Consider the following 26,289-nt stretch of genomic DNA (forward strand, 5'->3'; position numbering starts at 1 on the left):
GGCGCGGAGGCGCCGCACGTCACCGCAGCCCCCCCGCACACCCCCGGCTCCGTGCCCGTGGCCGGCCCGGTCAGCGCACCGACCGGAGTTCCTGGCCGTCGGCCAGCCGCCCCGTCAGGTCCACGGAACTCTCCCGAGGCGCCCGGACCGCCAGCGTCCTGACCGGCTCGTCCGCCCGGACACCGCCCGTGGCCGTGATGCGCGTGACGTCCCGGCTGCCCGCCGCCAGCAGGAACCACGTACCGGACGGCGCCTTCCAGCGCGTCCCGGCCAGCACATGCTGGCCGAACCTGCTGCACGACGCCGTGTCACGGTCCTGCGCCACCACCGTGCTCGGTTCGACGGGCGACGAGGCGGGCTGCTGGAACTGCACCATGATCCGGCCGGGTCCCCGCCAGGAGTCGGCCCGCGTGCACACCCAGGTGGACCGCGCGCCGGTCTCGGGCAGCTTCTGTTCGGCGAAGGCCCAGTTGTTGACCGCGCGGACACCCGATCCCCGCAGGCTCCTGAGCGAGCACGCCGTACGCGCCCAACTCGCCAGCGCCGCACCGCCGGTCGCCTCGCGCGGCTGACGCGCGGGCGCGCCGGTGCCGGGCAGCGGTGTGTATGTCAGATGCGCCGGCGAGAGATCACCGAGATCGGTGACGAGGAACGCGTGCCGCTCCACGATCTTCTCCGACGAGCGCAGTCGCAGCACCGGCCAGGACGAGCAGTCGCCGCCCGGCGACGGCGACGGCACCGGACCGGTGACACCGTCCTGCGACACGTCGAGGTCATCGGCGGGCGTATCGGGCGTTTCGGGCGCCAGTAGATCCCGTGTCGTGGACTCGGCGATCCACGGGGCGAGGAGATAGCGCACGCCGTCCGGACCGCGACTCACGACCACGGCGGCGGCCGTCGTCACATCGGCGTCGTCCGTACGGGCGAAGTCCAGCGCCGGCGCGCCGTCACCCGACACCGGCTCGGCGTACCGCGCCACCCGCTGCCCGTCGTGCAGCAGGACGACCGCGGCGCCGCCGACCTCGCCCGCGTACAGCAGCCGGGGCGGCGCGGCGGGCGGCACGGTGCCGGTGCCCGTGGTGGCCGAGATCCGGACGGCCGGGCCCGGTTTGCCCCAGACCCGCAGTGCCCGCTCCAGCAGCGCCGGATCGCCGGTACGGTCACCGCGCGCCGGCCAGACGGAGAAGTCCACCCGCGAGGTGTCGGACCACGCGTCGCCGCTCGCGCGCTCCAGCAGCGCCGGGTCCAACGCCCGTGCGAGGGCCGCGCCGTCGGCCCTGCCCGCGACGGCGGTCGGCTCCCGCGCGTCGTGGCCGGGCATGGCGATCAGGACCGAACACGCCAGCGCCACCACCACGGTCGCCGCGCCGGCCACGCGCCGACGATGCCGCCGCCGGAGCAGATCCGTCGGCCGGGTCTGCACCGTGCACGGGTCGAACTCCGGTGCGCCCAGCAGCGCTTCGGTCCTGCCGCCGCGCTCGGACGCCAGCCGCTCGGCGGTCCGCAGCGCGCCCGCCGGGTCCCGTACCCCGGCCGCCGTCAGCAGCGCACGGACCTCGGCGGCCGCCATGCCCTCCAGCACCAGCAGGGCCAGCGCGGCGCGGGCCGGTGAGCCGACCGCGAACAGCGCCTGGTCCAGGGCCAGTTCGTCGCCGCCACCGGCGCGCGGGAAGAGCCGCAGCCCCACGACGGCGGGCAGCTGCGGCAGCCACCGGGCTACCAACGCGCGCCGGCTGCGGGGGCGACCGTCCCTGTCGAGGGCGTCCCGGACCACCCGTTCACGCATCCAGGCGAAGGCGGCGCCCGTCGTACCGCGCTGCGCGGGCACGGGGGAGGAGGCGTCACCCTTGCGCGAGCGGGGCAGGACCCGCTGGACCACGGCGTGCGCGGTCAGAACTCGCCGGTGGCGGCCGAGACTTGGCGGGAGGGTGAGATAGGCCAGCCGTACGAGCCGTGGATAGTGCTCGACAAGGGCGGCCTCCGCCTCGTCGACGCCGGGGCGCTTCCCCGGCAGGGTGTCGTCGGTCGCTCGCCGGTGTGTCGGCATCGAGGCTCAGCCTTCCGATGTGCGGATGCGCGGTCACTCGACGGGTAAACGAGTGAATCGTGCGAACGTCACATCGGGCACCCGGGCACCCGGGCACCCGGGCACCCGGACACCCGGGCAGTCGGGCAGTCGTCGGGCAACCGTCCTGCTTGTGGCCGGTGTTGAGGGTGCTCAGCGCTCCTGACCACGCAGAAGGCCGTCGACGACGCGGCCGAAGACGACGCGTCCCGTGCGCGCCGTCACCCGGTCGAGGAAGCGCGGCAGGAAGCTGACGCGCAACTCCTCGGCCCAGCACACCACGGTGCGGCCGTCGGCTCCGGAGTCCGTCTGACCAATCTGCCAGGTCTCCCCGGTCTCCCGCGCCGACGCCGGTGTCACCTCGATCTCGGCCCAGCCCGTGATCACCCGGCCACGCTTCTCCAGCCGGCAGCGCCCCGGGCTCCCCGGTGCGGGCGGCTCCCAGCGGACGATCTCCATCGGGTCGTCGAACCGCACGCGCCCGAGCCCCGTACGCGCCACGAACACCGTCCCGGTGCCGGTCGGTCCCGGCGTCTCGACCCGGATCCGCGTCAATGGCACCCGGCGCCCGTGCGCCGGCCAGTCGGTGATCCGCCGCCAGGCCTCGTCGGCGGGCAGCGCCGTACGCCGTGCGATACGGAAGACGGTCACCGGTCCGCCGATTCCCCGGCCACCACCAGGCCGGGCAGATGCTCCATGATCTCCTCGCGCACCTCGGCGGACAGCCCCGCGTCGGTCACCAGGGTGTCGACCTGATCCAGCGTCGCGAACGAACTCAGGCCCACCGTGCCCCACTTGGTGTGGTCGGCCACGACCACCACCCGGCGCGCCGAACGCACGAAACGGCGGTTCGTCTCCGCCTCCGCCAGATTCGGCGTGGACAGACCGGCCTCGGCGGAGATCCCGTGCACACCCAGGAAGAGCACGTCGAAGTGGAGCGAGCGGATCGCCTGGTCGGCGACCGGCCCCACCAGCGAGTCCGACGGCGTACGGACCCCTCCCGTCAGTACGACGGTGGCCGCGCCCGCGCGCTGACCGCCCGACGTCCCGGCGGGCTGCGCGGCGTGGAACACGTCGGCGACCCGCACCGAGTTCGTCACCACCGTCAGATCGGGTACGTCCACCAGATGGTGCGCCAGCGCGTACGTGGTGGTGCCGCCCGACAGCGCGATCGCCCGGCCGGGCACCGCCATGGCCGCCGCGGCCCGCGCGATGTCCTCCTTGGCGCTCAACTCCAGCTCCGACTTGGCCTCGAAGCCCGGCTCGTGCGTACTCGCATCGACCACCGGTACGGCGCCGCCGTGCACCTTCTCGATGACGCCGAGGCGGGCGAGCGCGTCGAGGTCCCTGCGGACCGTCATGTCCGAGACGTTGAGCTTGCGCGTCAGCTCGTTGACCCGGATACCGCCGCGCCTGCGCACCTCGTCGAGGATCAGGGCGCGGCGCTGTTCCGCGAGGAGGTTCTGGTTGTCGCTCACCACCGGGGCCTGTCCTTCCACGTCGGCATCGTGCGCGGGCCGCCGTACACAGCTGATCAAAAGGTTCCTCATCCTCCCACGGCGTTGGGTCCCTTACGCAGGTGTCGGCCCGCCCCTGTCCGGGGAGAGTCGCTGAGGGCGGTCACCGCCTGCGAGATCCCACCCGGAGAGCGAGTCATCGACGTGTCCCCTGAGCCCCCCGTCCGCAGCGGCGGCGGCGCCGCGCTCGAACTGCTGGTCCACGGTGTCGGCGGCGCCACCCCTCAGGAGATGCTCGCCGATCCGTACACGGTCCGGATCACGGGCGACGAGACGGCGGCCATCTACCGGCGTCCCGACGACGAGGAGGCCGAGTCCCACCCCGAGCGGTACGCGGACGGACCGGTGCCCGAGGCGTACTGCTGGTCCAACCTCACTTCCGGCAACGGCGCCCGCGCCCTGTGGCTGCTGCTGCTTCCCTTCATGGTCGTCAACCTCGCGCACTGGATGCGCCCGGCGACCAACGGGCTCGCCAGGACCCAGCGGCTCTACGGGGTGCTGGTACGGCTGCTGGCCCTCACGCTCACCGTGCTGCTGACCGCCGCCGCCTGCGAGGTGGCGCTCGACCTGGTGGCCTGGCAGTGCGCGGGCGCCGCCGGATGCGCGGACGACCGGGACTGGCTCGGCTTCCTGTCCGCCACGCGGGACGGCTGGTGGGCGCAGCCCGGCCGCCGCCTCGCGCTGGCCGCCCTCGTACCGGCGGCGCTGGTGGGCCTGCTGTGGTATCTGTCCAACCGGACCTGGAGCGCGTACGAGGCCCAGCGCCCGCCGACCGACGCCGCCGCGGGCGGCAGCCTGCCGGAGGAGTCGGACCCGGTGCCCGCGAAGGCCACCGACAACACCGACATCCACGAGGACACCGACGTCCACGACGACACCGACGCCTACGAGGGACCGGCCGAGACCCCGGCCGCGGCCACCGCCGGAACAGCCCCCGTGAGCCCCGCCCACGGCCCGCCCACCGTCCGGCCCGCACTCGCCAGGCCCGGCTTCTGGTACGGCCGCCGGCTCGTCGCCCGGCTGCGCGCCGCGCACACCGCCGCCGGATTCCTCACCGTCGCGGGCGCGGTCACCGGCGCCACCGCCCGCTACGACCGCGGCGCGGCGAGCGCCGTACGCGACGGCGCCGGCTGGCTGCTCCAGTCAACTCTCGTCGCCGGCGGGCTCGTTGTGCTCTGGGTGGTGTGCAGCAGGGGCCGCAGCGAGCGCCGGCGCGACGGCACGCTCGACCAGGCGGTCATCACCCGGCTGCCCGCCGCCTCCCTCGCCCTGCTCGGTACCGCGGTGGTGTACGCCGCCTGGTCCCGCCCCGGCTGGAACTCCTCCGGCACCCTCCCCGGCGCCGTCACCTTCCCGGTGCTCGTCCTCGCCCAGGGCGTCCTCGTCGTCGCGCTCGCCGCCACGGCCCTCGTGCTGCACCGCCGCGCCCCGCACGCCAGGATCGCCCTGCACGGCCTCGGCGGTCCGGCCGTCGCCATGCTGGCCTGTGCCCTGGCCGGGGTGATGACCGGCGGCGTGGCCCAGCGCGTCGGCGACTGGCTCGACGGGTCGGGCACACCGGGCATGGGCGAGGGCTCGATCATCGGGCCGCCCGTGCTGCTGAGCTGGCAGGCGGCCGTCATCCCCGTCCTGCTCGTGCTGCTGCTGGTCCCGGTCGTCGTCCTCGCCGTACGCACCGTGCGTACCGGCCGCCGCCTCGCGCCCGTCGTGGAGGCGGAGTACGGCTCGCGCGAGGAGCGGGTGACCCCGGACTCCGTCCGTACCCGCCGGATCGCCGGCGCCCGCGCCCGCGCCGAACTCACCGACGCGGCACCCTGGTTGGTCGGACTCGTCTCCGGTGCCACCCTCCTGCTCGGCACCGGCGCCGTCCTCGGGGCCTGGCTGAGCGGGGACGTACCGGGCCGGGCCGCCGAGGGCGCCCCCGCGCCGGTCCAGTCGGTCGCCGACACCACGCAGGCGCTCGGCTCCTGGCTGATCGGCCTCGGCTTCATACTGTTCGTGACCTGGGGCCGGCGCGCCTACCGCGACCCGTCCGCCCGGCGCACCATCGGCATCCTCTGGGACGTCGGCACGTTCTGGCCGCGCGCCTCGCACCCCTTCGCGCCGCCGTGCTACGCGGAACGCGCCGTACCCGATCTCACCTGGCGGATGGCCTCCTGGACCGCGCGCACCGGCGGACGCCTCGTCATCTCCGGCCATTCGCAGGGCAGTGTGCTGGCCGCGGCGGCCGTCTGGCAGCTGCGGGAGGGCACCCGGCACCGGGTGGCGCTGCTGACGTACGGCTCACCGCTGGAGCGGCTGTACGGCCGCTGGTTCCCCGCCTACTTCGGCGCGCCGCCACTGCGCGACCTGGGCAGAGAGGTGCACTGCTGGCGCAACCTGTGGCGGGCCACCGACCCGATCGGCGGCCCGGTCCGCCTCGGCGCCGACGGCGGCGAGCCGGCCGTGGACCACGGGCCGCTCAAGGACCCCCTCGCGTACGGCCGCACCGAGCGCCACCCGCTGCCCGAACCGATCCTCGGCCACTCCGAGTACCAGGCCGATCCCGCCTTCGCCGTGGAACGCGCGGCACTGCTCGACCGGCTGCCGCCCGCGCTGCCGGGACAGCGCGACGGCACCACCACGGAGCAGCGCGCTCACGGCAGTTCGGGCAGATCGTCCGCGTAGAGGAGCGTCAGGTCGTCCGTGCTGGTCTCCGGCAACTGGGCGACCCTGCTGGCGTGTTGCTCCACCATCGACTCGAACGTCTGGCGCGCGGTACGGCCGTTGCCGAAGGCGGGACCCTTGGGCAGCACCGCGAAGTACTTCAGCAGCGCCTCGGGGGTGCCCGCGCCCAGCCGGTACTCGTGCTCCTCGGCCTGCTGCTCCACGATCCGCAGCAGTTCGTCCGCGTCGTAGTCGCTGAAGGTGATGGTGCGTGAGAAACGGGACGCCACACCGGGGTTGACGGCCAGGAAGCGCTCCATCTCCACCGTGTACCCGGCGACGATCACCACCACCGCCTCGCGGTGGTCCTCCATCAGCTTCACCAGCGTGTCGATCGCCTCACGCCCGAAGTCGCGCCCCGAGTCCTCGGGCGACAGCGCGTACGCCTCGTCGATGAACAGCACGCCGCCACGGGCCCGGTCGAAGGCCTCCTGCGTGCGGATCGCGGTGGAGCCGATGTGCTCACCCACCAGGTCCACCCGCGAGACCTCCACGAGATGGCCGCGCTCCAGCACCCCGAGCGAGGCCAGGATCTCGCCGTACAGCCGGGCCACCGTCGTCTTGCCGGTGCCGGGGGAGCCGGTGAAGACCAGATGGCGGCGGGCGGAGGCGGCCTTGAGACCGGCCCGCTGCCTGCGCCTGCCGACCTCGATCATGTTGGTCAGGGCGCGGACCTCGCGCTTGACGCTCTCCAGGCCCACCAGGGTGTCGAGTTCACCCAGCACCGTGCCCGATTCGCGTACCGGCTCGGCCGGCACCGGCGCCGGCGCCGGCGCCGCGCCCTGCGCCGGGACCGCGCCCAGCAGCCCCGTCGTCTGCGTCGCCGTCAGTACGGCCGGCGGCTGCGGCGCCGCGGCCAGCACACCGCTCTCGTCGCTCGTGCAGTCCTCCACGGTCGGACCCGCCCCGTTGCCCTCGGCGCCCGCCGGGCCGCCGTCCGGGAACTCGTATCCGCCGCGTGCGCAGCGCTCGGTGCGGCAGCGCGTCAGCGTCGTACGGCAGCCGTCCATCACATGGAAGCCGTAACCGCCGCTGCCCGTCACCCGGCAGTCGTGGAAGGTGCCGCGGCCCTCGGCGGAGACGTAGAAACCGGCCTCGGCGGGTGAGGTGATCGTGCAGCGTTCGATGGTGGGGTCGGCGCCCTTGGTGACGATGACACCGGTCTGCACGCCGTCGATGGTGCAGGAGTTGAGCGTGCCGCCGCTGCCGTGGTCCCGGAACCAGGCGCCGGTGGACGCCTCCCTGATCCGGCAGTCGTCGAGCTGCGCCGTCGCGCCGTCGCTCACCGACACGGCCGTGTTGCGCACCTGGGAGAGGTCGCTGTCCACGACGTCGGCGCGGGAGCCGCGGTCGAGGACGAACAGCGCGTCCGGTACGTCGTGCACCCGGCAGGAGTCGAGGACGACGGTCGCCCCGTCGCTCACCCAGACCGCCGGGTAGTCGCCCGTACTGTCGTGGATCTCGCACTGGTTGGCGTCCACCCGGGTGCCCGGGTCCCAGACCGACAGCCCGTTGCGGCCGAACCGCCGCACCGTGGAGCGGGTCAGCGTCAGTACGGAGCGGGAGCGCAGATCGACCGCGTTCTCCGGGATGTCGTGGATGTCGCAGTCGGAGAGCGTCAGTACGGCGTCCGTGTCGAGCGTGATGCCGTCGGCCGATGTGCGGTGGACGCTGGAGTCGGTGAGATGGGCGGCCGCGCGGGAGGCGATCTGCACTCCGGTGCCCTTGATCTCGTACACCTCGCAGCCGACGGCCTCCAGACCGCTGCCCTCGCCGGTGACGGTCAGGCCGCCGCCCGACGCGTGGTGGATCCGGCAGCGTTCGAGCCGGGGGTGCGCCCCGCCGCGCACGGAGACGCCCGACTGCCCGGCCGCGACCACCTCGCAGTCCTCGAAGACACCGCCGCCGCCGTCGAGTACGGCTACCCCGACCCCGGCCGGGTTGTCGACGGTGCAGCGGCGGACGGTGGGACGCGCGGCACCGCGCACCTCTATGCCGGCGGCCGAGCGGGTGACGATCCGCAGATCCGTCAGCTCAGGGGTGCCGTCCTCCACGAGCAGCGCGGGCGCGGTCGTGTCCTGGCCCTCCACATGCAGGTCGTGGACGGTCGCCGACGCGCGCACCGTCAGCGGCACGCCGTCCGGCGGCGCGATCCGCACCGAACCCGACGAGCCCTCGGGCCCGCGCAGCGTGACGGCGCGCGTGACGAGGAGATTCTCCCGGTAGGTGCCCGGCGCGACGGTGAGTATGTCGCCGTCGCTCGCGGCCTCCAGAGCCGCGGCGAGAGAGGCGTACTCGCCGGTACGGCGGCGCCAACGCGAGGTGCCGGTGTGCGTCACCTGGACGGTGCCCTGTGCCATGGTGTTGTTCTGTCCCCACCTCGTGCGCCTGCGTGTGCTGTGCCGACCGGACCCGCTGCGGGGTCGGCTCAAGGAAGCCCCGGCCGCGACAGAGGACCGGGTCGCACCACCGTAGCGCGCGTGACCCCGGTGAGTTGACCCAAGAGCGGTTCCGGTGGTCCGCGGAAGCGTCCGCCCGGATCTCCGGCTCAGCTGCCCGCGCCCGTACGGCCCCAGTCGGGACCGGCCTCGGCCCAGGCCAGGTCGAGCCGCGCGTACCGGCGTTGGCGGAGGTTCCACACCGCCAGCCGTCTGGCCGCCTCGACCAGACCGGCGGCGACCGCGGCCACCCCGAGGCCCGCCAGCACCGCGTGCGTACGGGCGGTCGTGAGGTCCGCCGGACGCCTGGCGAGCTGTCCGCCGCCGTCGGTCCAGACCGGGAAGGTGTCGCCGGCCCGGACGGCCGCCGGCGCCGCGCGGACCCGCTCGGTGTGCCGACTCCCGTCCGGCGCCGTCCACTTGGCGATCACCGGCCGACCGGTCTCACGCTCGGTCGACGCCTCGGGGTCGTACATGACACGGGCGGGCGCCGTGGCGAAACGGACCACCGTGGCCTGTGTGCGGTGCCGCTCCTCGTGCTGGGCGTGGATCGTCCGCCGGAACGCGTCGTCGGTCCGCGTGCCCGAGAGCCAGCCGACCGCCGGTACGGCGAGGAGCATCAGGAGCAGGGCACCGAGCGCGACCCACGCCTCGACGAGATCAGTCGTTCGCCGCAGCGGGTTGTGCCGCCAGCGCCGGAGCCCCACGACCGCTCGCACCGTGCCGCGCCCCTTCCGTCCGCCGTCCGTTCCCCTGTCCGTCATAGCCCCGTAGGGGCCGACTCACGCACAAAGGGGCGGAAGGGAGAGCGAAATCACCCCACCGTTCGACGGGTCGGATCCGGGTCCGTGCCTCGGCGAACACGCGCACCACGGATCCCACCCGCACCGTGGTGGTGTTCGCGGGCACCTGATGCCGCCCGCAGACGTGATCGCCCCGGCGCCACCAGGGAGTTGAGCGTGTCGAAGGAGGAGAAGGATGCGACAGTGCGACGGATGCGACCTGGATCCGGCCCGCCCGCGCGCCCGCGTGTCGGCGAGCGACGCGTCAACCCACGACCCCGGCGGCAGCCCCGGCTCCCCCCGTCGGCTGCCTCCGCCCGTCGTGACTCTCCCCGTCGCTCCCGCCGCTGCTCGGTCCCGGTCGGTCCGGTGTCAGTAACCCCGGCTCTGATAGGGGCGGTTGTACGGGTCGTCGTACTGCGCGGGCGCGGGCGCCGGGCGCGGCGCCGCGGGGCGCATCGCCTCGTACCCCGTCGCCGAACCCGGGCGCTGCTGCTGCGGCGGGCGGGGCTGCTGAGGACGCGGCTGCTGTTGCTGCTGCTGGGGCGGGTAGGGCTGAGCGCCCTGATAGCCGCGGGGCGTCGCCGCCTGCTGCGGAATGTAGGGCGCCGGGGCGTGCTGCAACGGCACGGGATGCTGCGCCGGCTGTGGCTGGTAGCCGCCGTAGGACGGCGTGGGCTGCGAAGGAGCCGCCGGAAGAGCGGGAAGCGCCGAAGGCAGCGCCGGCAGATAGCTGTTGCTCTGGTAGCTGCTGCCGGTGTCGTAGGCGGAAGGCACTCGGATCGGGGCGATCTGAGGCGTGCCCCGCTCCGCGACCAGGGAGTCGTAGATCGGGGTGTCCGGGAACGACGGCGCGGTGTAGTAACCGCCGCCGTAGGTGGCGCGGGGGGAGGTCATGGAACATAAGTTAAGCCCAAGATGTGCCGGTTGGGGAGTCCGATCAGGGGGTTGTTTCCGGAGCTGTGGGCGACTTCGGATCCCCAATGCGAGCGAACTTGGGAAAATCGGTCGTCCGGCAGCGTACTGATCGTGTAAAGGGCAAGCTCCGGAGGGGTTACCGACGGGTCCTCGGGGGTGCGATGACTGTTTCAGCGATTAGGTTTGGCGCGACGAAAACTTTCGGTCACCCGACTCTCGATGGGGGCGAGCATGTCCATGCTTAAAGGAGCCAATGTTCCGGTGTCGGCACCGAGTGTGCGTGTCGAATTGGGATGGCGTTCGGCGCCCGGGACGCCGGACACCGACGCCTCGGCCCTTCTGCTGAAGGAGGGAAAGGTCCGCTCGGACGCGGACTTCGTTTTCTACAACCAGCCGGCGCACGCGTCGGGAGCGGTCCGCTACGACGGAAAAGGCACAGGTCCCGGCACGGTGACGGACACCCTGACCGTCGATCTGGCCCGCGTGGAGGCCGACATCGAGCGGATCGTCGTCGCCGCCTCGGCGGACGGCGGCAACTTCGGCCAGGTGCCCGGCCTGTACGTCCGCGTTCTTGACGCGGCGTCAGGCGCCGAGATCGCGCGCTACGACAGCCAGGACGCGACCGTCGAGACGGCGTTCGTGCTCGGCGAGCTCTACCGGCGCCAGGGCGCCTGGAAGTTCCGCTCGGTCGGCCAGGGGTACAGCAGCGGACTCGAAGGCCTGGCAACGGACTTCGGCATCAGCGTCGACGAGCCGCAGCAGGCGGCGGCACCCACGACCCCCGCGCCGCCGGCCCCCGTCGCGGCCCCCACCCCGCCCGCACCTCCCGCGCCGGCCGCCGCCGCTCCCGTACGGCTCAGCAAGGTCACGCTGACCAAGGACGCGCCGTCCGTCTCGCTGTCCAAGCAGGGCGGCAACTCCGGTGAGATGCGCGTCAATCTCAGCTGGCAGGTGCGCAAGCAGTTCAAGGGCTGGGGCGCCAAGCTGGGCCGGGCCGTCGCCATGCACGGCGATCTCGACCTCGACCTCTGCGCGCTCTACGAACTGACCGACGGCCGCAAAGGCGTCGTCCAGGCACTCGGCAATGCCTTCGGGGCGCTTCACCAGCCGCCGTTCATCCATCTCGACGGCGACGACCGCACCGGCGGTTCGGCCAACGGCGAGAATCTCAGCATCAACCTCGACCACAAGAACCAACTGCGCCGCGTCGTTATCTTCGTGACGATCTACGAAGGCGCGCGCAGCTTCGCCGATCTCGACGCGACCGTCACACTCCAGCCGAAGAACGGCGCGGCGATCGACTTCTCGCTCGGCGAGTGCACGGTTCCCTCGACCGTCTGCGCGCTCGCATTGATCACCAATACCGGCTCCGATCTGGTGGTCCAGCGCGAAGCGCGTTTTCTCGTACCGGAACGCGGAGTCAGCCCGCAGCGCACCATCGACTACACCTACGGCTGGGGCATGAACTGGACCCCCGGCCGGAAGTGACCCCCCGCCGTGCCGGCGCTCCGCCTCAACGGCCTCAACGCTCCGGTGCGGCCTCCGGACGGGCGTACGTACGCCCCTTCCAGGCCGCACCGCGGCCCCGGTAGTGCCGCACAGCAGAGTCGACGGTCATCAGCAGATAGAGCAGGGCGGTGAAGGGCAGCAGGGGAGCGAGCCACAGCGACTGCCGGTAGTACCGCAGCACCGGTACGTACGTCCCGGCCATCACCGCCCACGCGGCGCCGCCCAGCAGACCGGCCGGCGTGTCACCGCCCGCCAGACCCGCGTACACCGCCGCGGGCGGCGCCAGATAGATGACAGCGAGACCGGCCACCGTGCCGACGAGCAGCAACGGACTGTGCAGGAGCTGGGCGTACGCGCTCCGCGCCACCATCCGCCACAGATCGGTCAGCCTCGGATACGGGCGCACACTGTCCACCCGTTCCGCCAGCCCGAGCCAGATCCGGCCCCCGGCGCGCTGTACCGCACGGGCCAGCGACACGTCGTCGATCACGGCCTGCCGGATCGAGTCCGGGATCCGCGCCCGCTCGGCGACCTCCGTCCGCAGCAGTACGCAGCCGCCGGCCGCCGCAGCCGTACCCGCCCCCGGCTTGTTGACCCGGCGGAACGGATACAACTGGGCGAAGAAGTAGACGAAGGCGGGCACGATCAGCCGCTCCCACGCGCTCGCCACCCGCAGCCGGGCCATCTGGGAGACCAGGTCGAGACCGTTCGACCGCGCGGCGGCGACCAACTCGCGAAGACTGTCCGGCTCATGCGCGATGTCGGCATCCGTAAGGAGGAGATAGTCGGGCCGCCCCACCCGCGCCAGTTCGATGCCGTGACGCAGCGCCCACAGCTTCCCCGTCCAGCCGGGCGCCGGCTCGGGCGGTGAAACGACCGTCAGCGGCAGCCCACCGAGCCGGTCGGCCAACTCCCTGGCCAGGGCACCCGTACCGTCGGCACTGGAATCGTCCACGAGGAAGATCTCCGCCCGCCCCGGATAGTCCTGCGCCAGCAGCGACGGCAGGCTCACCGGCAGCATCTCCGCCTCGTCACGCGCGGGCACGACCACCGCGACCGACGGCCACACCGGCGGAGCCGTACGCGGCGGCAGCCGCTGATCGGTACGCCAGAAGAATCCCTGACCCAGCAACAGAAAGCCCCAGGCGGCCAGCGAGACCGCGGCGATCCAGGCAATGGCGCTCATTCGCCGCAGTCTGCCCCAGATCGGCGGGACCGCAAGGCCCGTCGTCTATGGTGACCGGGTGAAGATCGCGCTGATGGACTCCGGGCTCGGGCTGCTTGCCGCAGCCGCCGCAATGCGTCGCCTCCGGCCGGACGCCGATCTCGTACTCTCCTCCGACCCCGGCAGCATGCCGTGGGGACCGCGTACCCCGGAGGACATCGTCGGGCGCGCCCTCACGGTGGCCCGCGCCGCCGCGGCGCACCGGCCCGACGCGCTGATCGTCGCCTGCAACACCGCCTCCGTGCACGCCTTGTCCGCGCTGCGCGCCGACCTGGAGCCCGGTCTTCCCGTCATCGGCACCGTCCCCGCGATCAAGCCGGCGGCGGCCGGGGGCGGGCCCATCGCGATCTGGGCCACCCCGGCGACCACGGGCAGCCCCTACCAGCGCGACCTCATCCGTACCTTCGCCGCCTCCGTCGACGTCACCGAGGTGCCGTGCCCCGGTCTTGCCGACGCGGTGGAGCACGCAGACGAGGAGGGCATCGGCCGGGCCGTCGCGGCGGCGGCGAGCCGCACACCGCGCGAAGTAAGGACCGTCGTCCTGGGCTGCACCCATTACGAACTGCTCGGCGAACGCATCCGGGCGGCCCTGAGCCGGCCCGGTCTGCCGGAGGTGACGCTCCACGGCTCGGCCGAGGCCGTCGCCGTCCAGGCGCTGCGCCGCCTCGGGGACATACCGGCGCCCTCGGCCACCGCCGGGCCCGGCGACCTCACCGTGCTCCTGAACGGGCACCCCGCCCCGCTGACCGACGCGGCCCTGACCTACGCGGAGGGCCGGCTGCTCGCCGCCGTCACCCACGCGCATTAGGCCGCGCCGAATCTCCGGTGCGGGGGGCGGGGCGGCGCGCGGCGGTGTGGGGCGGTCCGGGGGCGGTCCAGGGGCGGTGCGGGGCGAGGACAATCCGCCGGGTACACGACCGCGGATCCGGTCACGGCGGTGCCCACCGGGCGGATCCTGAGTACGCTGCAACCATGACGGAGCACCCCCGGCGCGGGGGGCCTGGCACAGTGCCCCTCCCCGAAATCTGGACCGGTCGAGCGACCAACCGCATTCAGTGGCTGTTCGCGGTGGTGGGCGCGGCCTGTCTCGCCCTCGGCATCGAGCTGGCGATCGAATCCTCCTGGGCCACCGGCGTCATCGCGCTGACCGCGTCGGTGGTCGGCTGCGTGGCCGCCGGCCTGCTGATCCTCTTCGGCACGCTGGCCTTCGTGCACGTGGCCGTCAAGGTCGATCACGAGCACCTGGACGTGCGCTGCGGGCACATCGGGCTGCCGCGCCGCCGCATCCCGCTCGCCCAGGTGACCGGCGCGGACTTCGAACCGAGTGTCACACCCCGCCAGTGGGGCGGCTGGGGCTACCGCTGGCGACCCGAGCAGGGCACGGCCGTGGTCGTACGGCGCGGCGAGGGCGTCGTGCTGAGCCTGGGCGACGGCAGGACGTTCACGGTGACGGTCGACGACGCGGAGGCGGCGGTCCGGGTCATCCGCGACCGGCTCCGCGCGGCGGCCACCGGGAAGGTGGGCCTCGCCGAACCGGGCTTCGGGGCGGCCGAGGTCTGACCGCCCGGCCCCGGCGGTCAGCGGCGGATTCTCCCGTACGCCCCTACGCCCCTACGCCCCTACGCCCGTACGCGTTCCACCGCGTCCTCCGGGCAAGGTGTGTACGGGCAACGGTGCGGCAGGAAGTGTGGCGGCGTTGTCCGCCGGAGCTCCGCCAGAGCCTGCGTACCCCGGCCGGACTGCCGCCTTCGGCCTGCGTCACCGTAGACTCCGCCAGGTGAGCACCACCATCACCCCCGTCGAACCAGCCGAGCCCGCCCCCGCGCCCCGCGGCAGGCGATGGCCGCGCCGGTTCGTACGGCCCGGCGCCGCCGCGCTGTCCGGACTGCTGCTCTTCGCGAGCTTCCCGCCCCGCCCGCTGTGGTGGCTGGCGCTGCCCGGATTCGCGCTGCTCGGCTGGACCCTGCGTGGGCGGCGCCCGCGTGCCGGGTTCGGACTCGGCTTCCTCGCCGGGCTCGGATTCCTGCTGCCGCTCCTGAAGTGGACGGGCGAAGAGGTCGGCCCGCTGCCCTGGGTCGCGCTGGCCGCCGTGTCCGCGCTGTTCATCGGCGCCGTCGGGGTGGGGATCGCCGCCGTGTCCCGGCTGCCCGCGTGGCCGGTGTTCGCCGCCGCCGTATGGATCCTGGGCGAGGCCGCCCGCGCCCGTGTGCCGTTCGGCGGCTTCCCGTGGGGCAAGATCGCCTTCGGCCAGGCGGACGGCATGTTCCTGCCGCTCGCCGCGGTGGGCGGCACGCCGGTGCTGGGCTTCGCCGTCGTGCTGTGCGGCTTCGGCCTCTACGAGGTGGTCCGCCTGGTCCTCGCCCGCCGTGCTGACCCCGTCCTCCGTCCCGACCACGTGACGCGGCCGGTGCCGCGTGCCGCCGTGGCCGTCGCCGCGCTGTCCGTGCTCGTCCCCGTCGCGGGCGCCCTCGCCGCGCTGCCCCTCGTGGACGACTCCGCCGAGGACGGCACCGCGACCGTCGCCGCCATCCAGGGCAACGTGCCGCGCCTGGGTCTCGACTTCAACGCCCAGCGCCGCCAGGTACTCGACAACCACGCCGAACGCACCGAACAGCTCGCCGCCGACGTCAAGGCGGGCAAGGAGCCGAAGCCGGACTTCGTCCTGTGGCCGGAGAACTCCTCGGACATCGACCCGTACCGCAACGGTGACGCGCGTCTCGTCATCGACGACGCGGTCAAGGCGATCGGCGTGCCGACGGTGATCGGCTCGGTGCTCTCGCCCGACACCGGCAAGCTGCGCAATTCCCTGATCCAGTGGGATCCCGAGCGTGGCCCCGTCGCGACGTACGACAAGCGCCATGTGCAGCCGTTCGGCGAGTACATCCCGATGCGTTCCTTCGTACGGATCTTCAGCTCCGACGTCGACCGGGTGAGACGCGACTTCGGCCCGGGAAACAAGGTCGGCGTGTTCGATCTCGCGGGTACCAAGGTCGGTCTCGCCACCTGCTACGAGGCGGCGTTCGACTGGGCGGTGCGCGACACCGTCACCCACGGGGCGCAGCTGATCACCGTGCCGAGCAACAACGCCACCTTCGGGCGCAGCGAGATGACCTACCAGCAACTGGCGATGTCCCGGGTGCGGGCCGTCGAGCACAGCCGGGCCGTCGTCGTCCCCGTCACCAGCGGCGTCAGCGCGATGATCATGCCCGACGGCAAGGTCGTCGACGAGACGAAGATGTTCACCCCGGACGCGCTCGTCCGTGAGATGCCGCTGCGCTCGTCGAAGACGCCCGCCACCACGATGGGCACGCTGCCCGAGGCGGTGCTGGTCGCGGTCGCCCTCGGCGGTCTCGGCTGGGTGGGTGCACGGGCCGTACGCGCCCGCCGGCGCCCCGCCTCCGACGACGCGAGCTGAGACCGGGCGCGCGGACGCCGAGCACGGGCGCCGACCACGGGCGAACGGACCACCGGAACCACCGGACCGGGGGTACGTTCGCCTGCCATAGGGTCGTGACATGGGAACGCCAGACTTCATCCGAGAGATCCGTGCCACCGCAGGGCACCAGTTGCTGCTGCTGCCGGGGGTCAGCGCTGTCGTCTTCGACGACGACGGGCGTGTGTTGCTCGGCAGGCGGGCCGACACCGGCAACTGGTCGGTCATCGGCGGGATCGCGGAGCCGGGGGAGCAGCCCGCGGTGACGGCGGAGCGCGAGGTGTACGAGGAGACGGCCGTGCGCTGTACGGCGGAGCGGATCGTGCTCGTCCAGGCGCTGCCGAAGCCCGTCACGTACCCCAACGGGGACCAGTGCCAGTACCTGGACATCACGGTGCGCTGCCGTGCGACGGGCGGGGAGGCCAGGGTCAACGACGACGAGTCCCTGGAGGTCGGCTGGTTCTCCGTGGACGCGCTGCCCGAGCTGCGGGAGTTCGCCCAGTTCCGTATCAAGCAGTCGCTCGCGGACGAGCCCACCTGGTTCGACCGGGGTGCGGGCGCCTGAGGAGGACGACCGCCCAGCGGGCCGAACCCGCCCCGTGTCACTGGAGCGCGTGGACCGCCGCCGCGAAGACGGCCGGCAGCCGGGCGGCGGCGGGCACGATCAGACGGGCTGCGCGCGGGCTGCGGGTGACGCGCAACAGGCCCTCGGTGAGCAGCCGATGACGTCTCGTCAGCTTCGACCAGGCCGCCGGATACGTCTGCGGACGTTCCTCGGCCAGCGCGCGCACCGCCGCCCCGGCCGTCGACAGGGCCAGGGCGACCCCCTCCCCGGTCAGCGCGTCCACATAACCGGCCGCGTCGCCGACGAGCAGCACCCGGCCGGCCAGCGGCCCGCTCACCCGCTGGCGCAGCGGCCCCGCGCCGCGTACACCGCTCGCCGGGCGTTCGCGCAGCAGCGGCGCCAACTCCGGGAACCGGGCGAGGTGTTCGCCGTAACCGCGCCGCTCGCGGCTCAGCACGGCCACGCCCACGAGACCGTCCCCGACCGGCGTCACATACGCCTCGCCGTGCCGCGACCAGTGGACCTCCACGAAGTCCGACCACGGCGCGACGTGGAAGTGCCGCCGCAGCCCGTAGCGCGATGGCGCGCGGTCCGGCAGCTCCAGACCGAGGCCCCGGCGGATCGGCGAGTGCAGCCCGTCGGCGGCGATCAGCCACCGCGCGGTCCAGCCCCCGGCGACGACCCGGTCGGCGCTCTGTCGCACCTCGCCGACCTTGCCCCGGACCGTCTCCACGCCGAGGGCGTCCGCCCGTCGCCGCAGCGCGGCGTGCAGTTCCGTACGGCGCACGCCGAGACCCGCACCGTCCCGGAAGCGCGCCTCGGCGTCGCGCACACCGTCCCGGTAGCGGATGCCGCGCAGTTCGCGTCCCGACACCTCGACGCCCATCGCGCGCAGCGCGGCCACGCCGCCCGGCATGACACCTTCCCCGCACGCCTTGTCCACGGGGGCGGTACGCGGCTCCACCACCACGGCCCGCAGCCCCGCCAGCGCGGCGTGGATCCCGGCGGCCAGACCGGCGGGGCCACCCCCGGCGATCAGTACGTCGATCACGCGGGCGCAGACGTAGATGTAGGCGCCGACGCGGGCGCCGACGCGGGCGTGCCGGCCGGCGCGAGGGTGAGCGCCGCGTTCTCGCACCGTATCCGGACCGCCATCAAGACGGCGTTGAGCCCCGTGAAGGCGACGGCCGTCACCCACGCCCCGTGCACCAGCGGCAGCGCCAGACCCTCCGCGACGACGGCGGCGTAGTTCGGATGGCGCAGCAGACGGTAGGGGCCGCCGGACACCAGAGGCAGGCCGGGCACGACGATCACCCGTGTGTTCCAGCGGGGCCCCAGCGTCCGGACACACCACCAGCGCAGCACCTGCGCCGCGACGACGACCCCCACCATCGGCCAGCCGAACGCGGGCACGAACGGCCTTCCGGCCAGGGCCGTTTCGGCGAGCGCGCCGGCCAGCAGACCGGTGTGCAGGACGACCATCGCCGGGTAGTGCCCGCGCCCGGCCTCCGTACCGCCGCGCGCCAGACTCCAGCGGGCGTTGCGCCGGGCGACGACGAGTTCGGCGATCCGCTCGCCGGCGACCGCCAGCACCAATGCCGTGTACCACCACATGAGTTCTCCAACTCACCAGCGAAGCAGGACGAGTTCGCAGCAGAAACCGGGGCCCATCGCGATCATCAGGCCTGGACTGCCCGGCTCCGGGGCGCGCCGGGCGAGAGTGTCGCGCAGCACGTGCAGGACCGATGACGACGACAGGTTCCCCACCTCGGACAGCGAGCGCCAGGTGACGTCGAGGGCACCCTCGGGCAGGTCCAGCGACTCGCCCACGGCCTCCAGGACCTTGGGCCCGCCCGGATGGCAGACCCACGCCGTGATGTCGTCGGGTGTCAGGCCGTGCCCGGCGAGGAAGTCGCGTACGTCGTCGGCCAGAAAGCGGCGGACGACGTCGGGCACCGACGGATCGAGGACGACCCGGAAACCGGACCCCGTGACGGACCAGCCCATCACATGGCCGGTGTCCGGGTACATCCGGCTGCGTGTGGCGACGACCGAGGGACCGGCCCTGGCGACGGCCGCGGGACCGGCCGCCGGAAAACGCTCGCCCACCGCCACGACCGCCGCCGCCCCGTCGCCGAACAGCCCCGTCGCCACCAGATTCGCCATCGACGCGTCGTCGCGCTGGAAGGTGAGCGAGCACAGTTCGACCGACAGCAGTACGGCCACCTGCTCGGGCCAGCCGCGCAGATAGTCGTGGAGCCGCGCGACGCCCGCCGCGCCCGCGACACAGCCGAGACCGAAGACCGGCAGCCGCTTCACATCGGGACGCAGCCCCAGCCGCCCGACGAGACGCGCGTCCACGGAGGGGGCGGCCACGCCGGTGACGGAGGTGAACAGCAGCAGATCCACGTCCTGGGGCCGGAGCCCCGCCGTACGCAGCGCCCCGCGGACCGCGTCGGCGCCCAGATCCCCCGCGACCTCGATGAAGACGTCGTTGGCGGCCCCGAACCCGTCGATCTTGACGTAGTCGTCCAGTGGCAGGGCCATGTGGCGCGAGCGGACCCGCGCGCTCGCGTGCAGCCGGTCCAGCACGCCCCGGTCGGACCCGGCCGGCAGACAGGTGCGCGCCACCATGTCGGTGATCTCGGACTGGGTGTGGCGGTACGGGGCCAGGACGCCGTGCACGGCCGCGATTCGGCTCATCGATTCCAGCCTGGTGATGTCATAACCCTCCCAACAGCCACAGCGAGGGATGAGACACCGTAAGTCGCCCGTCCGGCTGCCGCGTCGACGGCGCCCGGCGCGCCTACCATCGGCGCGTGAACGCCCACGTGGACCCGGGAACGAATGCGCGCGAGGCCAGGACCGGCACCGGGACAGCTCCGACCCGCACCACCCGCACCCCAAGCCGCGCACGGAGAGCGCGGGTGCTCGGACATGCCCTGGCCCTCTCCTGCCATCCGGGTCCGGTGGTCGCCGTCACCGCCCTCACCCTCGCGCTCGCCGTCACGGCGGGCCACGGCGCGGGCCGTTGCCTGCTGCTCACCGCCGCCGTGCTGACCGGTCAGCTCTCCGTGGGGTGGTGCAACGACGCATACGACGCCCGGCGCGACACCGCCACCGGCCGCCGCGACAAGCCCGTCGCCGCCGGGACGGTCGGCGAAGGGACGGTGTGGAGCGCGGCGTTCGGCGCGCTCGCGCTCTGCGTGCCGCTCTCGCTGGCCTGCGGCGCGCTCGCCGGCACGGCGCATCTGATCGCGGTGGCCGCCGCCTGGGCGTACAACCTGCGGCTCAAGGCCACGGCGCTGTCCTGGCTGCCGTACGCGATCGGATTCGCGAGCCTGCCGGCGCTCGTCTCGCTGAGTCTGCCGGGCGGCCCACGGCCGGCCTGGTGGGCCGTCACCGCCGGCGCGCTGCTCGGCGTCGGGGCGCACCTCGCGGATGTCCTGCCCGACATCCGGGGCGACCTGGCCACCGGTGTACGAGGGCTGCCGCACCGACTCGGCGCCACCGGAACCCGGTTGCTGCTGCCCGTCCCGCTGGTCGCGGCATCGGTGGCGCTGACGCTGGGGCCGCCGGGCCGAACCGGTGCGGGGGCCGTGCTCGTACCGCTGGCCGCCGGGTCGATCGCGGTCGCGGGCCTGCTGCTCGGCCGCCGCTGGGTGAAGGCGCCTTTCGCCGGGGCGGTGGCCGTGGCGGCGCTGGACGTGGGACTGCTGGTGGCACACGGCACCGGCGTCACGTGACCACATGACCGACAATCCCCGGGTCGCGACGCCGCTCGCCCCGGCCCCGTCAGCCTTCGAACCGGTCGTCGTCGGAGTCTGAGTCGCCGTCGCCGTCGCCGTCGCCGTCGCCGTCGTCGAAGTCCTCGTCGCGGTAAGGGACATCGTTGTCGTCGGGCTCGGACGTCCCGCGCTCGTCATGTCCATCGGCGCGGCGCTCGCCGTCCCGCTCCGCCGACCCGATCGTGCTCCGGCGCGCGGACGTCGGTTCGGCCGGCGGGGCCGTCGTCCGGCCGCCCACGACCGGCAGGGACTTCGGGCTGTCCGGCGCGGTGTCGGTCGACCAGTTCTGCAGTGTGGACTCGTCGCGGATCTTCGACACGACGGACGTACCCGCCGTGGGAGTTGTCGCGACGACGGCCAGCGAATCGTTCCACCGGGGGATCACATGCCCCTGGACCGTCAGGTCGTAGCGCACGTCGGCGGCGTTCTCGGCGGACGGCTCGGTGCACGGCGCCAGGACGAGGGAGCCGTCGACCGTACGGGAGTTGAGGCACAGTTCCTGGTCGGCGCCGTTCCGCAGCAGCCCGTCCTCCTCGTACAGCCACCGCTGGGTCGGCGCGGACGACGAGCAGATCGCCAGCGTCGCCTCGGAGCCGGCCGTGGGGCGGGTGTTCCGCAGGTCCAGGCAGAGATCGGCGTCGGCGCTGCGCAGCGCCGTGCGCAGGGTGCCGTCGGCCGAGTCCGGCGGCCGGTGGCCGGGGCCGGAGACGCCCTGCGAGCCCGGGTCGGGGGAGGCCGTGGCGGTCCCCGTGCCGATCGGCACGGTCGGCCCCATCGCCTCGCCGCCGCTGTCACCCGTGGTGAGGCTGGAGACGGTCACGGCGAGCAGGCCGACGGTCACCAGCCCGAGCCCGCCGAGCAGGACCGTTCTCGGTCTGCCACGCGTGGTCAGCACGCGTTTGCCCACCACCGTGACGCGCGGCAGCACACGTGGGCGTCCGCCCAGCGAGTGCCGGCCGCCGCGGCCGCCGCCGGGGCCTCCCGCGCCGCGCGTGCCGCCGCGCCGGCCCGGCCGGGAGTCGAGGTAGCCCCTGGCGTGCGGGCCGAGAAGCGCCTCGGCGAGCAGCACGGCCGGACGGCCCTGGACGTGGACGAACTGCTCGGCGGCGTACCCGCAGTGCGCGCAGAGCGCCAGGTGCTCCTGGATGTCCGGGAGCAGAGCACCGCCGCGCCGCAGCGACACGTCCAGCAGGCGGTTGTAGTGGCGGCATTCCTTGTCCGCCGCGAGCTGGATATGCGCGCGTACACAGCCGGACCGGAAGAGCTCATGCGCGTGTTCCAGCTCGGCGAGCGCGCTTTCCGGATCAATGCCGAGCAGACCGGCCGGTACGGTTATGGGCTCCGCCTCGACCTCCGTGTGCCAGAGCAGGCAACGCGCGGCGGCGGGCATTGCCTGGAAGGCGTGGAAGGCCAGCCGTCGATTCTCCGGGGGTTCCGTCTCCTCGGGGCCGCCCGGGGGCTGCGCGTGGTGCTCCCGGACCGTGCCGGTCCGTTGTCCCTCGGCCGCCCACACGTTGGCCGTGTAACGCGCGGTCACAAGGAATTGCGGCCGCAGAGCCGTGCCGGGACCGGAGCGGCGCAGGGTGTCGAGGACCTTGCCGAAGGCCGCCGTGGCGAGCGTCGCGGCGGCGTTCGCCGAGGGGGAGCGGATCTCGGCGTAGTCGAGGAGAGCCTGCCAGTGCCGGGCGAGCAACAGCGCGGTGGCGTGGTCCTCCTCGTCGCTGTCGCCGGTCCTCAGCGCGGCGACAAGCTCCGCGTCCGAGCCTTCGGAGCGGGACCCCGGCCGGCCGGCCGGAGGGGGCGGGGTGGTTCTGGACGTATGGGGATCCTGCACAGAGGTCCTGCCTTCCAGGGCACTGAGTGGGGGGTGTCCAGTCCCTTTGACGCGTGTGTGGCGGCAGTGATGTCCGGCCGACTGAAAGGGGGTGGTCCGGTTGGTGCGTACCTTCTGGGTGGGGGGTGCCTCCAGGAAAGCGGTCCATGAGCGGAGCACGGCGGGGGAGCGGCGGAGGGAGCGGTGACTCCTGGCATTGCCGTCGGCCGAGCGCGTTCACCATTGCACAGCCCGTGTGCGGGAAACAAGAGATCGCCAACCACGGCTATTCGATGGGTCGTTGAAGAACAAGAAGGGCAAGGATTCGCACTGTCGCGGTCCAATTCCGGGCGCGACGAATATCACGGGTAACCGGTCGAACGGTCTCGCCGAGGAGGCCCGCGAGGGCCGCGCCACGCCTGGATCTTCGCAGTCGCATCGCATCGGCAACTCTACGGCCGACGGCGGGTCGGCGGGTCGACGGGGGAGCCTCCGCCGACCCGGCGCCCTGGACCGCCCCCGCTACTTCTGAAACGCGGCCTAAAGCGGTGGCGGTGAAGTGAGCCAGCCGGCCACCGCCTCGGCGATCGGCTGGCGGGTCTCCAGCTCCACGAAGCCGAACTGGCCACCCTGGTTGCATTCGAGAAACCACCACGTGCCGTCGGCGTCCTCGGCGAAGTCGAAGGCCCCGTAGGCGAGATGGGCGACGCGCAGGTATCCGTACACGGCGCGGGTGATGCGGTCGGGCACCTCGACCGGCTCCCAGCCGTGGCCGGTCTCGCCGTAACGGCCGTCCACCTGGCCGGGTGTCGCGACCTTCCGCGCGGCGAACAGCTGGTGCCCGACGCAGGTCAGCCGGATGTCGGCCCGCTTGGGTATGTAGCGCTGGAGCAGTGTGGGTCCGGCGGTCACCGACTCGAAGTCGGTGCCCGGATCCACCCGGGTGGTCGGCAGCGAGACCGGGGGGTCGCCGGGTGGCGGGCCGGTGATCGACTTCACCACGATGTCCCGGTGCTCGGCGGCGAACAGCCGGGCGATGCGCGGGAACGTGGTGACGAGGGTGGGTGGTACGGCGAATCCGCTCTGGTGCGCGACCCGCAACTGCCAGGGCTTGAGGCGCGCCTGCGCCGCCGCCTGCGGGTGGTTCATCCAGCGTGCCGTCGTGGAGTACAGCATGCCGAAGAAGGCGTGCGCGGACTCGGCGGTGAGCCAGGGCGAGGGGCTGGGCGCGTGCGCCGCGCTCGCGCCCGGACGGCGTACCCATATCGAGCGCAGCCCGTCCATGCTCAACAGGCGTCCGCCCGCGGACAGATGGCCGCGGAAGTCGCCGCTGACGTACTCGGCGGACATCGACGCCTCGCCCGGCAGATCGGCGGGGTCGAAGCGCACCAGCGGCGTGCCGCGCCCGTGCAGCTCGGCCACGACCAGGTCGGCGGTGACGTCCTGCTCGGCGGTCAGGATCAGCACAGTCATCGGGTAACCAGGGGTGTCAGTCGTCGAAGTGCGTCTTGGAGCCGGCCGTCGAGGTCGTGGACCCGGCGGCGAGCAACAGCGCACGGTCGGCTATGGCGGGACGTCCGTCCGGCAGGACGTTCAGCTGGAGTGTGGAGTCGTAGATGAAAGGTCCGACGACCGGTGAGTTCGGAGCCGGAAAAGCGTAGTTCAGCGCGAACGGTCGCATGATTCTCCTCCACTGCCCCACGAGTGTTTTTCTGTCACAGGGGTAACAATACGTGGCGAAGATGTAATGGTCTCAGCACGGAAAGTCACATATGACGGCCCGTCAGGCGGAAGGTGTCCTGCCGTCCTCCGGACCTGGGGGGAAAGCGTCCGCGAGGCGGCGGCGGGATCGTGAGAACCGCTCAAGTCCGTTGCGAAGAAGCCGAGTTCGATGCCGAACGTGGCCAGTATTGGGGCATCCTGTCCGAATTCCGCCAGTCGTCCTCACTTCCGGAGGCCGGGGGTGTGAAGGCGCGGGCGGTGTCGCGGAGCGCCCGGACGCCGGACGGCCGGGGCGGAAGGAGAATCCCTCCGCCCCGGCCGCCTCAGGTCACCGGCCTCCGGTCGCCGAACCCGCCTCAGAAGGTGAAGACCGCGCCTCTTCCCCCGTCCATGGCGCACGAATTGGAGAAGGTGTGCGCGTAGTTGACGCGCTGCCCCTCCCATACGCCGTCGGCCGTCACCGTGACCGGCTCCCACTCCTTCGTGCAGACGCGGTTCGTCGCGGAGGTGGTGATGGCGTCGAACTTGGCGCCGTTCCGCTTGAGTTCGGAGCAGGCGGCGACCGCGTCGGGGTGGCTGCCCGACGGGCTGGGCGCGCAACTGAGCGTGACCGCGCGCTGTACCGTACCGGTCTTGTGGTCGGCACCGTCCGTGACGGTCAGGACCAGCGCGGACGGCGCGTACAGGCTCTTCTCTCCGGTGGATCTGGTGGCTCCGGTGTCGGCCGGCGCCGGCACGCCTCCGATGGCTGCGCCTGTGGCCGGTGCGCCTGTGATCGGTGCGCCCCCGGCCGTTCCGGCGAAGGACAGACTGCTGAGCGCCAGTACGGCTCCACAGGCCGCAGCCCTTGCGATGCTCCGCATTTCGAACACTCCCTGGGTTGATGTCTCGGACAACGGACGTGAGTCTTGCTCACGCCGGGGGTGCTTGGCCCACTCCGTGACCGGTTTTGGTGGCTCCGCGTGTCGTGTTGATCGCGCTGTGTGTTTACAACGGCCTGGTCCGGGCGTGTGCGGGGTGTGTGGCGAGATGGGCTGAAAGTAGTTGATTCGGAGCCGTGTGTGGTGATTGACGGTTTGATTGGAAGGTGATGAAGTCCATGAACCTATGATTATGTGATCGCCAGTGGCGCAGGATCAGCTCCGCCGACGCCGTCGGCCTCGGCCGGCTCGCCGCGCGGCAACGGCCAGATCTGCTGCGCCGTCAAACGCGTCTACGTCCAGGACGGCGTGCACGACAGCTTCGTGGACGCGCTCCTGGCCGGAGCTGCCAAGCTGCGCGTCGGGTGCCGATTGGTCGATGTCAACGATGTCGGGCCGCTGATCAGTGAACAGGCCGCCGAACGCGTCGAGTCGGTGGTCGCCGCGCTCGTCGCCGACGGCGCGCAAGGTGGCCGGCGGTGCGCGCCGGGGCGCCTTCTACGACCCCACCGTCCTCGTCTCGGTCGCCGAGGACAGCCCCGCGTTCGCCGACGAGATCTTCGGCCCCGTCGCACCCGTGGCCCGCTTCACCGACCCGCTCGACGCCGTACGGATGGCCAACTTCTCCTCGTACGGCTTCCAGGCGGCCGTCTTCACCCGCGGCATCCAGCGCGCCTTCACCCTCGCCGGACGACTCGACGTCGGCGGCGTCGTCACCAACGGATCGACCGCGCTGCGCGCCGAGAATCTGTCCTTCGGCGGACCGAAGGACACCGGCGGCTCTTCCGAGGGACTGCACGACACGGCCCTGGAGTTCACCCGTCCGCGAAGGTGTACGAAGGCAGCGCGAGCCTGACCGACATCAAGATGTTCGTGCCCAAGGGAGAG

General features: G+C 72.9%; 22 protein-coding genes and 1 pseudogene. 9 read left to right on the forward strand and 14 right to left on the reverse strand.

Going from position 1 to position 26,289, the window contains the following annotated elements; genetic code table 11:
- Window positions 1–70: 70 nt before the first annotated feature.
- The 3 genes from OG700_RS35735 to OG700_RS35745 form a co-directional block, all read right to left on the reverse strand.
- Window positions 71–2,047: a hypothetical protein gene (locus OG700_RS35735; RefSeq protein WP_405620946.1), complete on the reverse strand. Its 1,977-nt coding sequence runs from the start codon at window positions 2,045–2,047 to the stop codon at window positions 71–73.
- A 171-nt stretch (window positions 2,048–2,218) separates the two neighbouring features.
- Window positions 2,219–2,716, reverse strand: coding sequence for an SRPBCC family protein (locus OG700_RS35740; protein ID WP_405620948.1), 498 nt, complete (start codon window positions 2,714–2,716; stop codon window positions 2,219–2,221).
- Window positions 2,713–3,543, reverse strand: a complete 831-nt coding sequence (locus OG700_RS35745) for a DeoR/GlpR family DNA-binding transcription regulator (RefSeq protein ID WP_405622218.1) — start codon at window positions 3,541–3,543, stop codon at window positions 2,713–2,715. The genes OG700_RS35740 and OG700_RS35745 overlap by 4 nt, the downstream gene beginning before the upstream one ends.
- A 183-nt stretch (window positions 3,544–3,726) precedes the next feature.
- Between OG700_RS35745 and OG700_RS35750 the strand changes: the two genes are divergently transcribed.
- Complete coding sequence (locus OG700_RS35750; protein WP_405620950.1) at window positions 3,727–6,249, forward strand: hypothetical protein; 2,523 nt, start codon at window positions 3,727–3,729, stop codon at window positions 6,247–6,249.
- Here the strand turns inward: OG700_RS35750 and OG700_RS35755 are convergent.
- The 3 genes from OG700_RS35755 to OG700_RS35765 form a co-directional block, all read right to left on the reverse strand.
- Window positions 6,219–8,648 carry a right-handed parallel beta-helix repeat-containing protein gene (locus OG700_RS35755; protein WP_405620952.1) on the reverse strand — a complete coding sequence of 810 codons (2,430 nt, stop codon included), beginning with the start codon at window positions 8,646–8,648 and terminating at the stop codon, window positions 6,219–6,221. The genes OG700_RS35750 and OG700_RS35755 overlap by 31 nt on opposite strands.
- Before the next feature lie 188 nt (window positions 8,649–8,836).
- The gene (locus tag OG700_RS35760) at window positions 8,837–9,490 is read right to left on the reverse strand and encodes a hypothetical protein (protein ID WP_405620954.1); all 654 of its coding nucleotides are present in this window, start codon (window positions 9,488–9,490) and stop codon (window positions 8,837–8,839) included.
- Window positions 9,491–9,880: 390 nt separating this feature from the next.
- Complete coding sequence (locus tag OG700_RS35765; protein WP_405620956.1) at window positions 9,881–10,405, reverse strand: DUF6643 family protein; 525 nt, start codon at window positions 10,403–10,405, stop codon at window positions 9,881–9,883.
- A gap of 240 nt (window positions 10,406–10,645) precedes the next feature.
- On the opposite strand from OG700_RS35765, the gene OG700_RS35770 reads away from it, so the two are divergent.
- The gene (locus tag OG700_RS35770; RefSeq protein WP_405620958.1) at window positions 10,646–11,914 is read left to right on the forward strand and encodes a TerD family protein; all 1,269 of its coding nucleotides are present in this window, start codon (window positions 10,646–10,648) and stop codon (window positions 11,912–11,914) included.
- A 34-nt stretch (window positions 11,915–11,948) separates the two neighbouring features.
- Here OG700_RS35770 and OG700_RS35775 read toward each other — a convergent pair whose 3' ends face one another.
- Window positions 11,949–13,121, reverse strand: a complete 1,173-nt coding sequence (locus OG700_RS35775; protein WP_405620960.1) for a glycosyltransferase — start codon at window positions 13,119–13,121, stop codon at window positions 11,949–11,951.
- A 58-nt stretch (window positions 13,122–13,179) separates the two neighbouring features.
- Here OG700_RS35775 and OG700_RS35780 point away from each other — a divergent pair, with 58 nt between their 5' ends.
- From OG700_RS35780 to OG700_RS35795, 4 genes are all read left to right on the forward strand, one after another.
- Entirely contained in the window at window positions 13,180–13,968 is a 789-nt protein-coding gene (locus tag OG700_RS35780) for a glutamate racemase (protein WP_405620962.1), read from the forward strand.
- A 164-nt stretch (window positions 13,969–14,132) separates the two neighbouring features.
- Complete coding sequence (locus OG700_RS35785) at window positions 14,133–14,720, forward strand: hypothetical protein (protein ID WP_405620964.1); 588 nt, start codon at window positions 14,133–14,135, stop codon at window positions 14,718–14,720.
- Between the two features lie 217 nt (window positions 14,721–14,937).
- Window positions 14,938–16,575, forward strand: a complete 1,638-nt coding sequence (gene lnt, locus OG700_RS35790; protein WP_405620966.1) for an apolipoprotein N-acyltransferase — start codon at window positions 14,938–14,940, stop codon at window positions 16,573–16,575.
- Between the two features lie 100 nt (window positions 16,576–16,675).
- Window positions 16,676–17,158, forward strand: coding sequence for an NUDIX hydrolase (locus tag OG700_RS35795; protein ID WP_405620968.1), 483 nt, complete (start codon window positions 16,676–16,678; stop codon window positions 17,156–17,158).
- A 37-nt stretch (window positions 17,159–17,195) separates the two neighbouring features.
- Here the strand turns inward: OG700_RS35795 and OG700_RS35800 are convergent, their stop codons facing one another.
- Genes OG700_RS35800 through OG700_RS35810 form a run of 3 tightly spaced genes read right to left on the reverse strand, consistent with a single transcriptional unit; the run spans window position 17,196 to window position 19,861 of the window.
- A complete protein-coding gene (locus tag OG700_RS35800; RefSeq protein WP_405620970.1) occupies window positions 17,196–18,209 on the reverse strand; it encodes an NAD(P)/FAD-dependent oxidoreductase in 1,014 nt (337 codons plus the stop codon).
- Entirely contained in the window at window positions 18,206–18,772 is a 567-nt protein-coding gene (locus OG700_RS35805; RefSeq protein ID WP_405620972.1) for an isoprenylcysteine carboxyl methyltransferase family protein, read from the reverse strand. The genes OG700_RS35800 and OG700_RS35805 overlap by 4 nt, the downstream gene beginning before the upstream one ends.
- A gap of 12 nt (window positions 18,773–18,784) precedes the next feature.
- Complete coding sequence (locus OG700_RS35810) at window positions 18,785–19,861, reverse strand: type III polyketide synthase (protein WP_405620974.1); 1,077 nt, start codon at window positions 19,859–19,861, stop codon at window positions 18,785–18,787.
- Window positions 19,862–20,085: 224 nt separating this feature from the next.
- On the opposite strand from OG700_RS35810, the gene OG700_RS35815 reads away from it, so the two are divergent.
- A complete protein-coding gene (locus tag OG700_RS35815; protein WP_405620976.1) occupies window positions 20,086–20,904 on the forward strand; it encodes a UbiA family prenyltransferase in 819 nt (272 codons plus the stop codon).
- A 49-nt stretch (window positions 20,905–20,953) separates the two neighbouring features.
- On the opposite strand, the gene OG700_RS35820 is transcribed toward OG700_RS35815, so the two are convergent.
- The 4 genes from OG700_RS35820 to OG700_RS35835 form a co-directional block, all read right to left on the reverse strand.
- On the reverse strand, window positions 20,954–22,780 hold the full coding sequence (locus OG700_RS35820; RefSeq protein ID WP_405620978.1) for an RICIN domain-containing protein: 1,827 nt from the start codon (window positions 22,778–22,780) through the stop codon (window positions 20,954–20,956).
- Window positions 22,781–23,299: 519 nt separating this feature from the next.
- On the reverse strand, window positions 23,300–24,232 hold the full coding sequence (gene tgmB, locus OG700_RS35825; protein ID WP_405620980.1) for an ATP-grasp ribosomal peptide maturase: 933 nt from the start codon (window positions 24,230–24,232) through the stop codon (window positions 23,300–23,302).
- 16 nt (window positions 24,233–24,248) lie between these two features.
- Window positions 24,249–24,440 carry a putative ATP-grasp-modified RiPP gene (tgmA, locus tag OG700_RS35830; protein ID WP_405620982.1) on the reverse strand — a complete coding sequence of 64 codons (192 nt, stop codon included), beginning with the start codon at window positions 24,438–24,440 and terminating at the stop codon, window positions 24,249–24,251.
- Window positions 24,441–24,837: 397 nt separating this feature from the next.
- Window positions 24,838–25,344 (reverse strand): subtilase-type protease inhibitor, encoded by a 507-nt coding sequence (locus tag OG700_RS35835; protein WP_405620984.1) that lies wholly within the window; start codon window positions 25,342–25,344, stop codon window positions 24,838–24,840.
- A 252-nt stretch (window positions 25,345–25,596) separates the two neighbouring features.
- Between OG700_RS35835 and OG700_RS35840 the strand changes: the two are divergent.
- A pseudogene (locus OG700_RS35840) lies at window positions 25,597–25,801 on the forward strand (aldehyde dehydrogenase family protein); the annotation flags it as partial.
- A gap of 69 nt (window positions 25,802–25,870) precedes the next feature.
- Entirely contained in the window at window positions 25,871–26,257 is a 387-nt protein-coding gene (locus OG700_RS35845) for an aldehyde dehydrogenase family protein (RefSeq protein WP_405620986.1), read from the forward strand.
- Window positions 26,258–26,289 lie beyond the last annotated feature (32 nt).

The sequence above is a fragment of the Streptomyces sp. NBC_01508 genome (genome assembly GCF_045040315.1).
GTDB lineage: Bacteria > Actinomycetota > Actinomycetes > Streptomycetales > Streptomycetaceae > Streptomyces.

Coding starts and splice junctions, on each gene's coding strand:
- OG700_RS35735 (WP_405620946.1), bottom strand. CDS start 2,047: ATGCCGACACACCGGCGAGCGACCGACGACACCCTGCCGGGGAAGCGC.
- OG700_RS35755 (WP_405620952.1), bottom strand. CDS start 8,648: ATGGCACAGGGCACCGTCCAGGTGACGCACACCGGCACCTCGCGTTGG.
- OG700_RS35760 (WP_405620954.1), bottom strand. CDS start 9,490: ATGACGGACAGGGGAACGGACGGCGGACGGAAGGGGCGCGGCACGGTG.
- OG700_RS35765 (WP_405620956.1), bottom strand. CDS start 10,405: ATGACCTCCCCCCGCGCCACCTACGGCGGCGGTTACTACACCGCGCCG.
- OG700_RS35770 (WP_405620958.1), top strand. CDS start 10,646: ATGGGGGCGAGCATGTCCATGCTTAAAGGAGCCAATGTTCCGGTGTCG.
- OG700_RS35775 (WP_405620960.1), bottom strand. CDS start 13,121: ATGAGCGCCATTGCCTGGATCGCCGCGGTCTCGCTGGCCGCCTGGGGC.
- OG700_RS35785 (WP_405620964.1), top strand. CDS start 14,133: ATGACGGAGCACCCCCGGCGCGGGGGGCCTGGCACAGTGCCCCTCCCC.
- OG700_RS35795 (WP_405620968.1), top strand. CDS start 16,676: ATGGGAACGCCAGACTTCATCCGAGAGATCCGTGCCACCGCAGGGCAC.
- OG700_RS35805 (WP_405620972.1), bottom strand. CDS start 18,772: ATGTGGTGGTACACGGCATTGGTGCTGGCGGTCGCCGGCGAGCGGATC.
- OG700_RS35810 (WP_405620974.1), bottom strand. CDS start 19,861: ATGAGCCGAATCGCGGCCGTGCACGGCGTCCTGGCCCCGTACCGCCAC.
- tgmB (WP_405620980.1), bottom strand. CDS start 24,232: ATGACTGTGCTGATCCTGACCGCCGAGCAGGACGTCACCGCCGACCTG.
- tgmA (WP_405620982.1), bottom strand. CDS start 24,440: ATGCGACCGTTCGCGCTGAACTACGCTTTTCCGGCTCCGAACTCACCG.
- OG700_RS35835 (WP_405620984.1), bottom strand. CDS start 25,344: ATGCGGAGCATCGCAAGGGCTGCGGCCTGTGGAGCCGTACTGGCGCTC.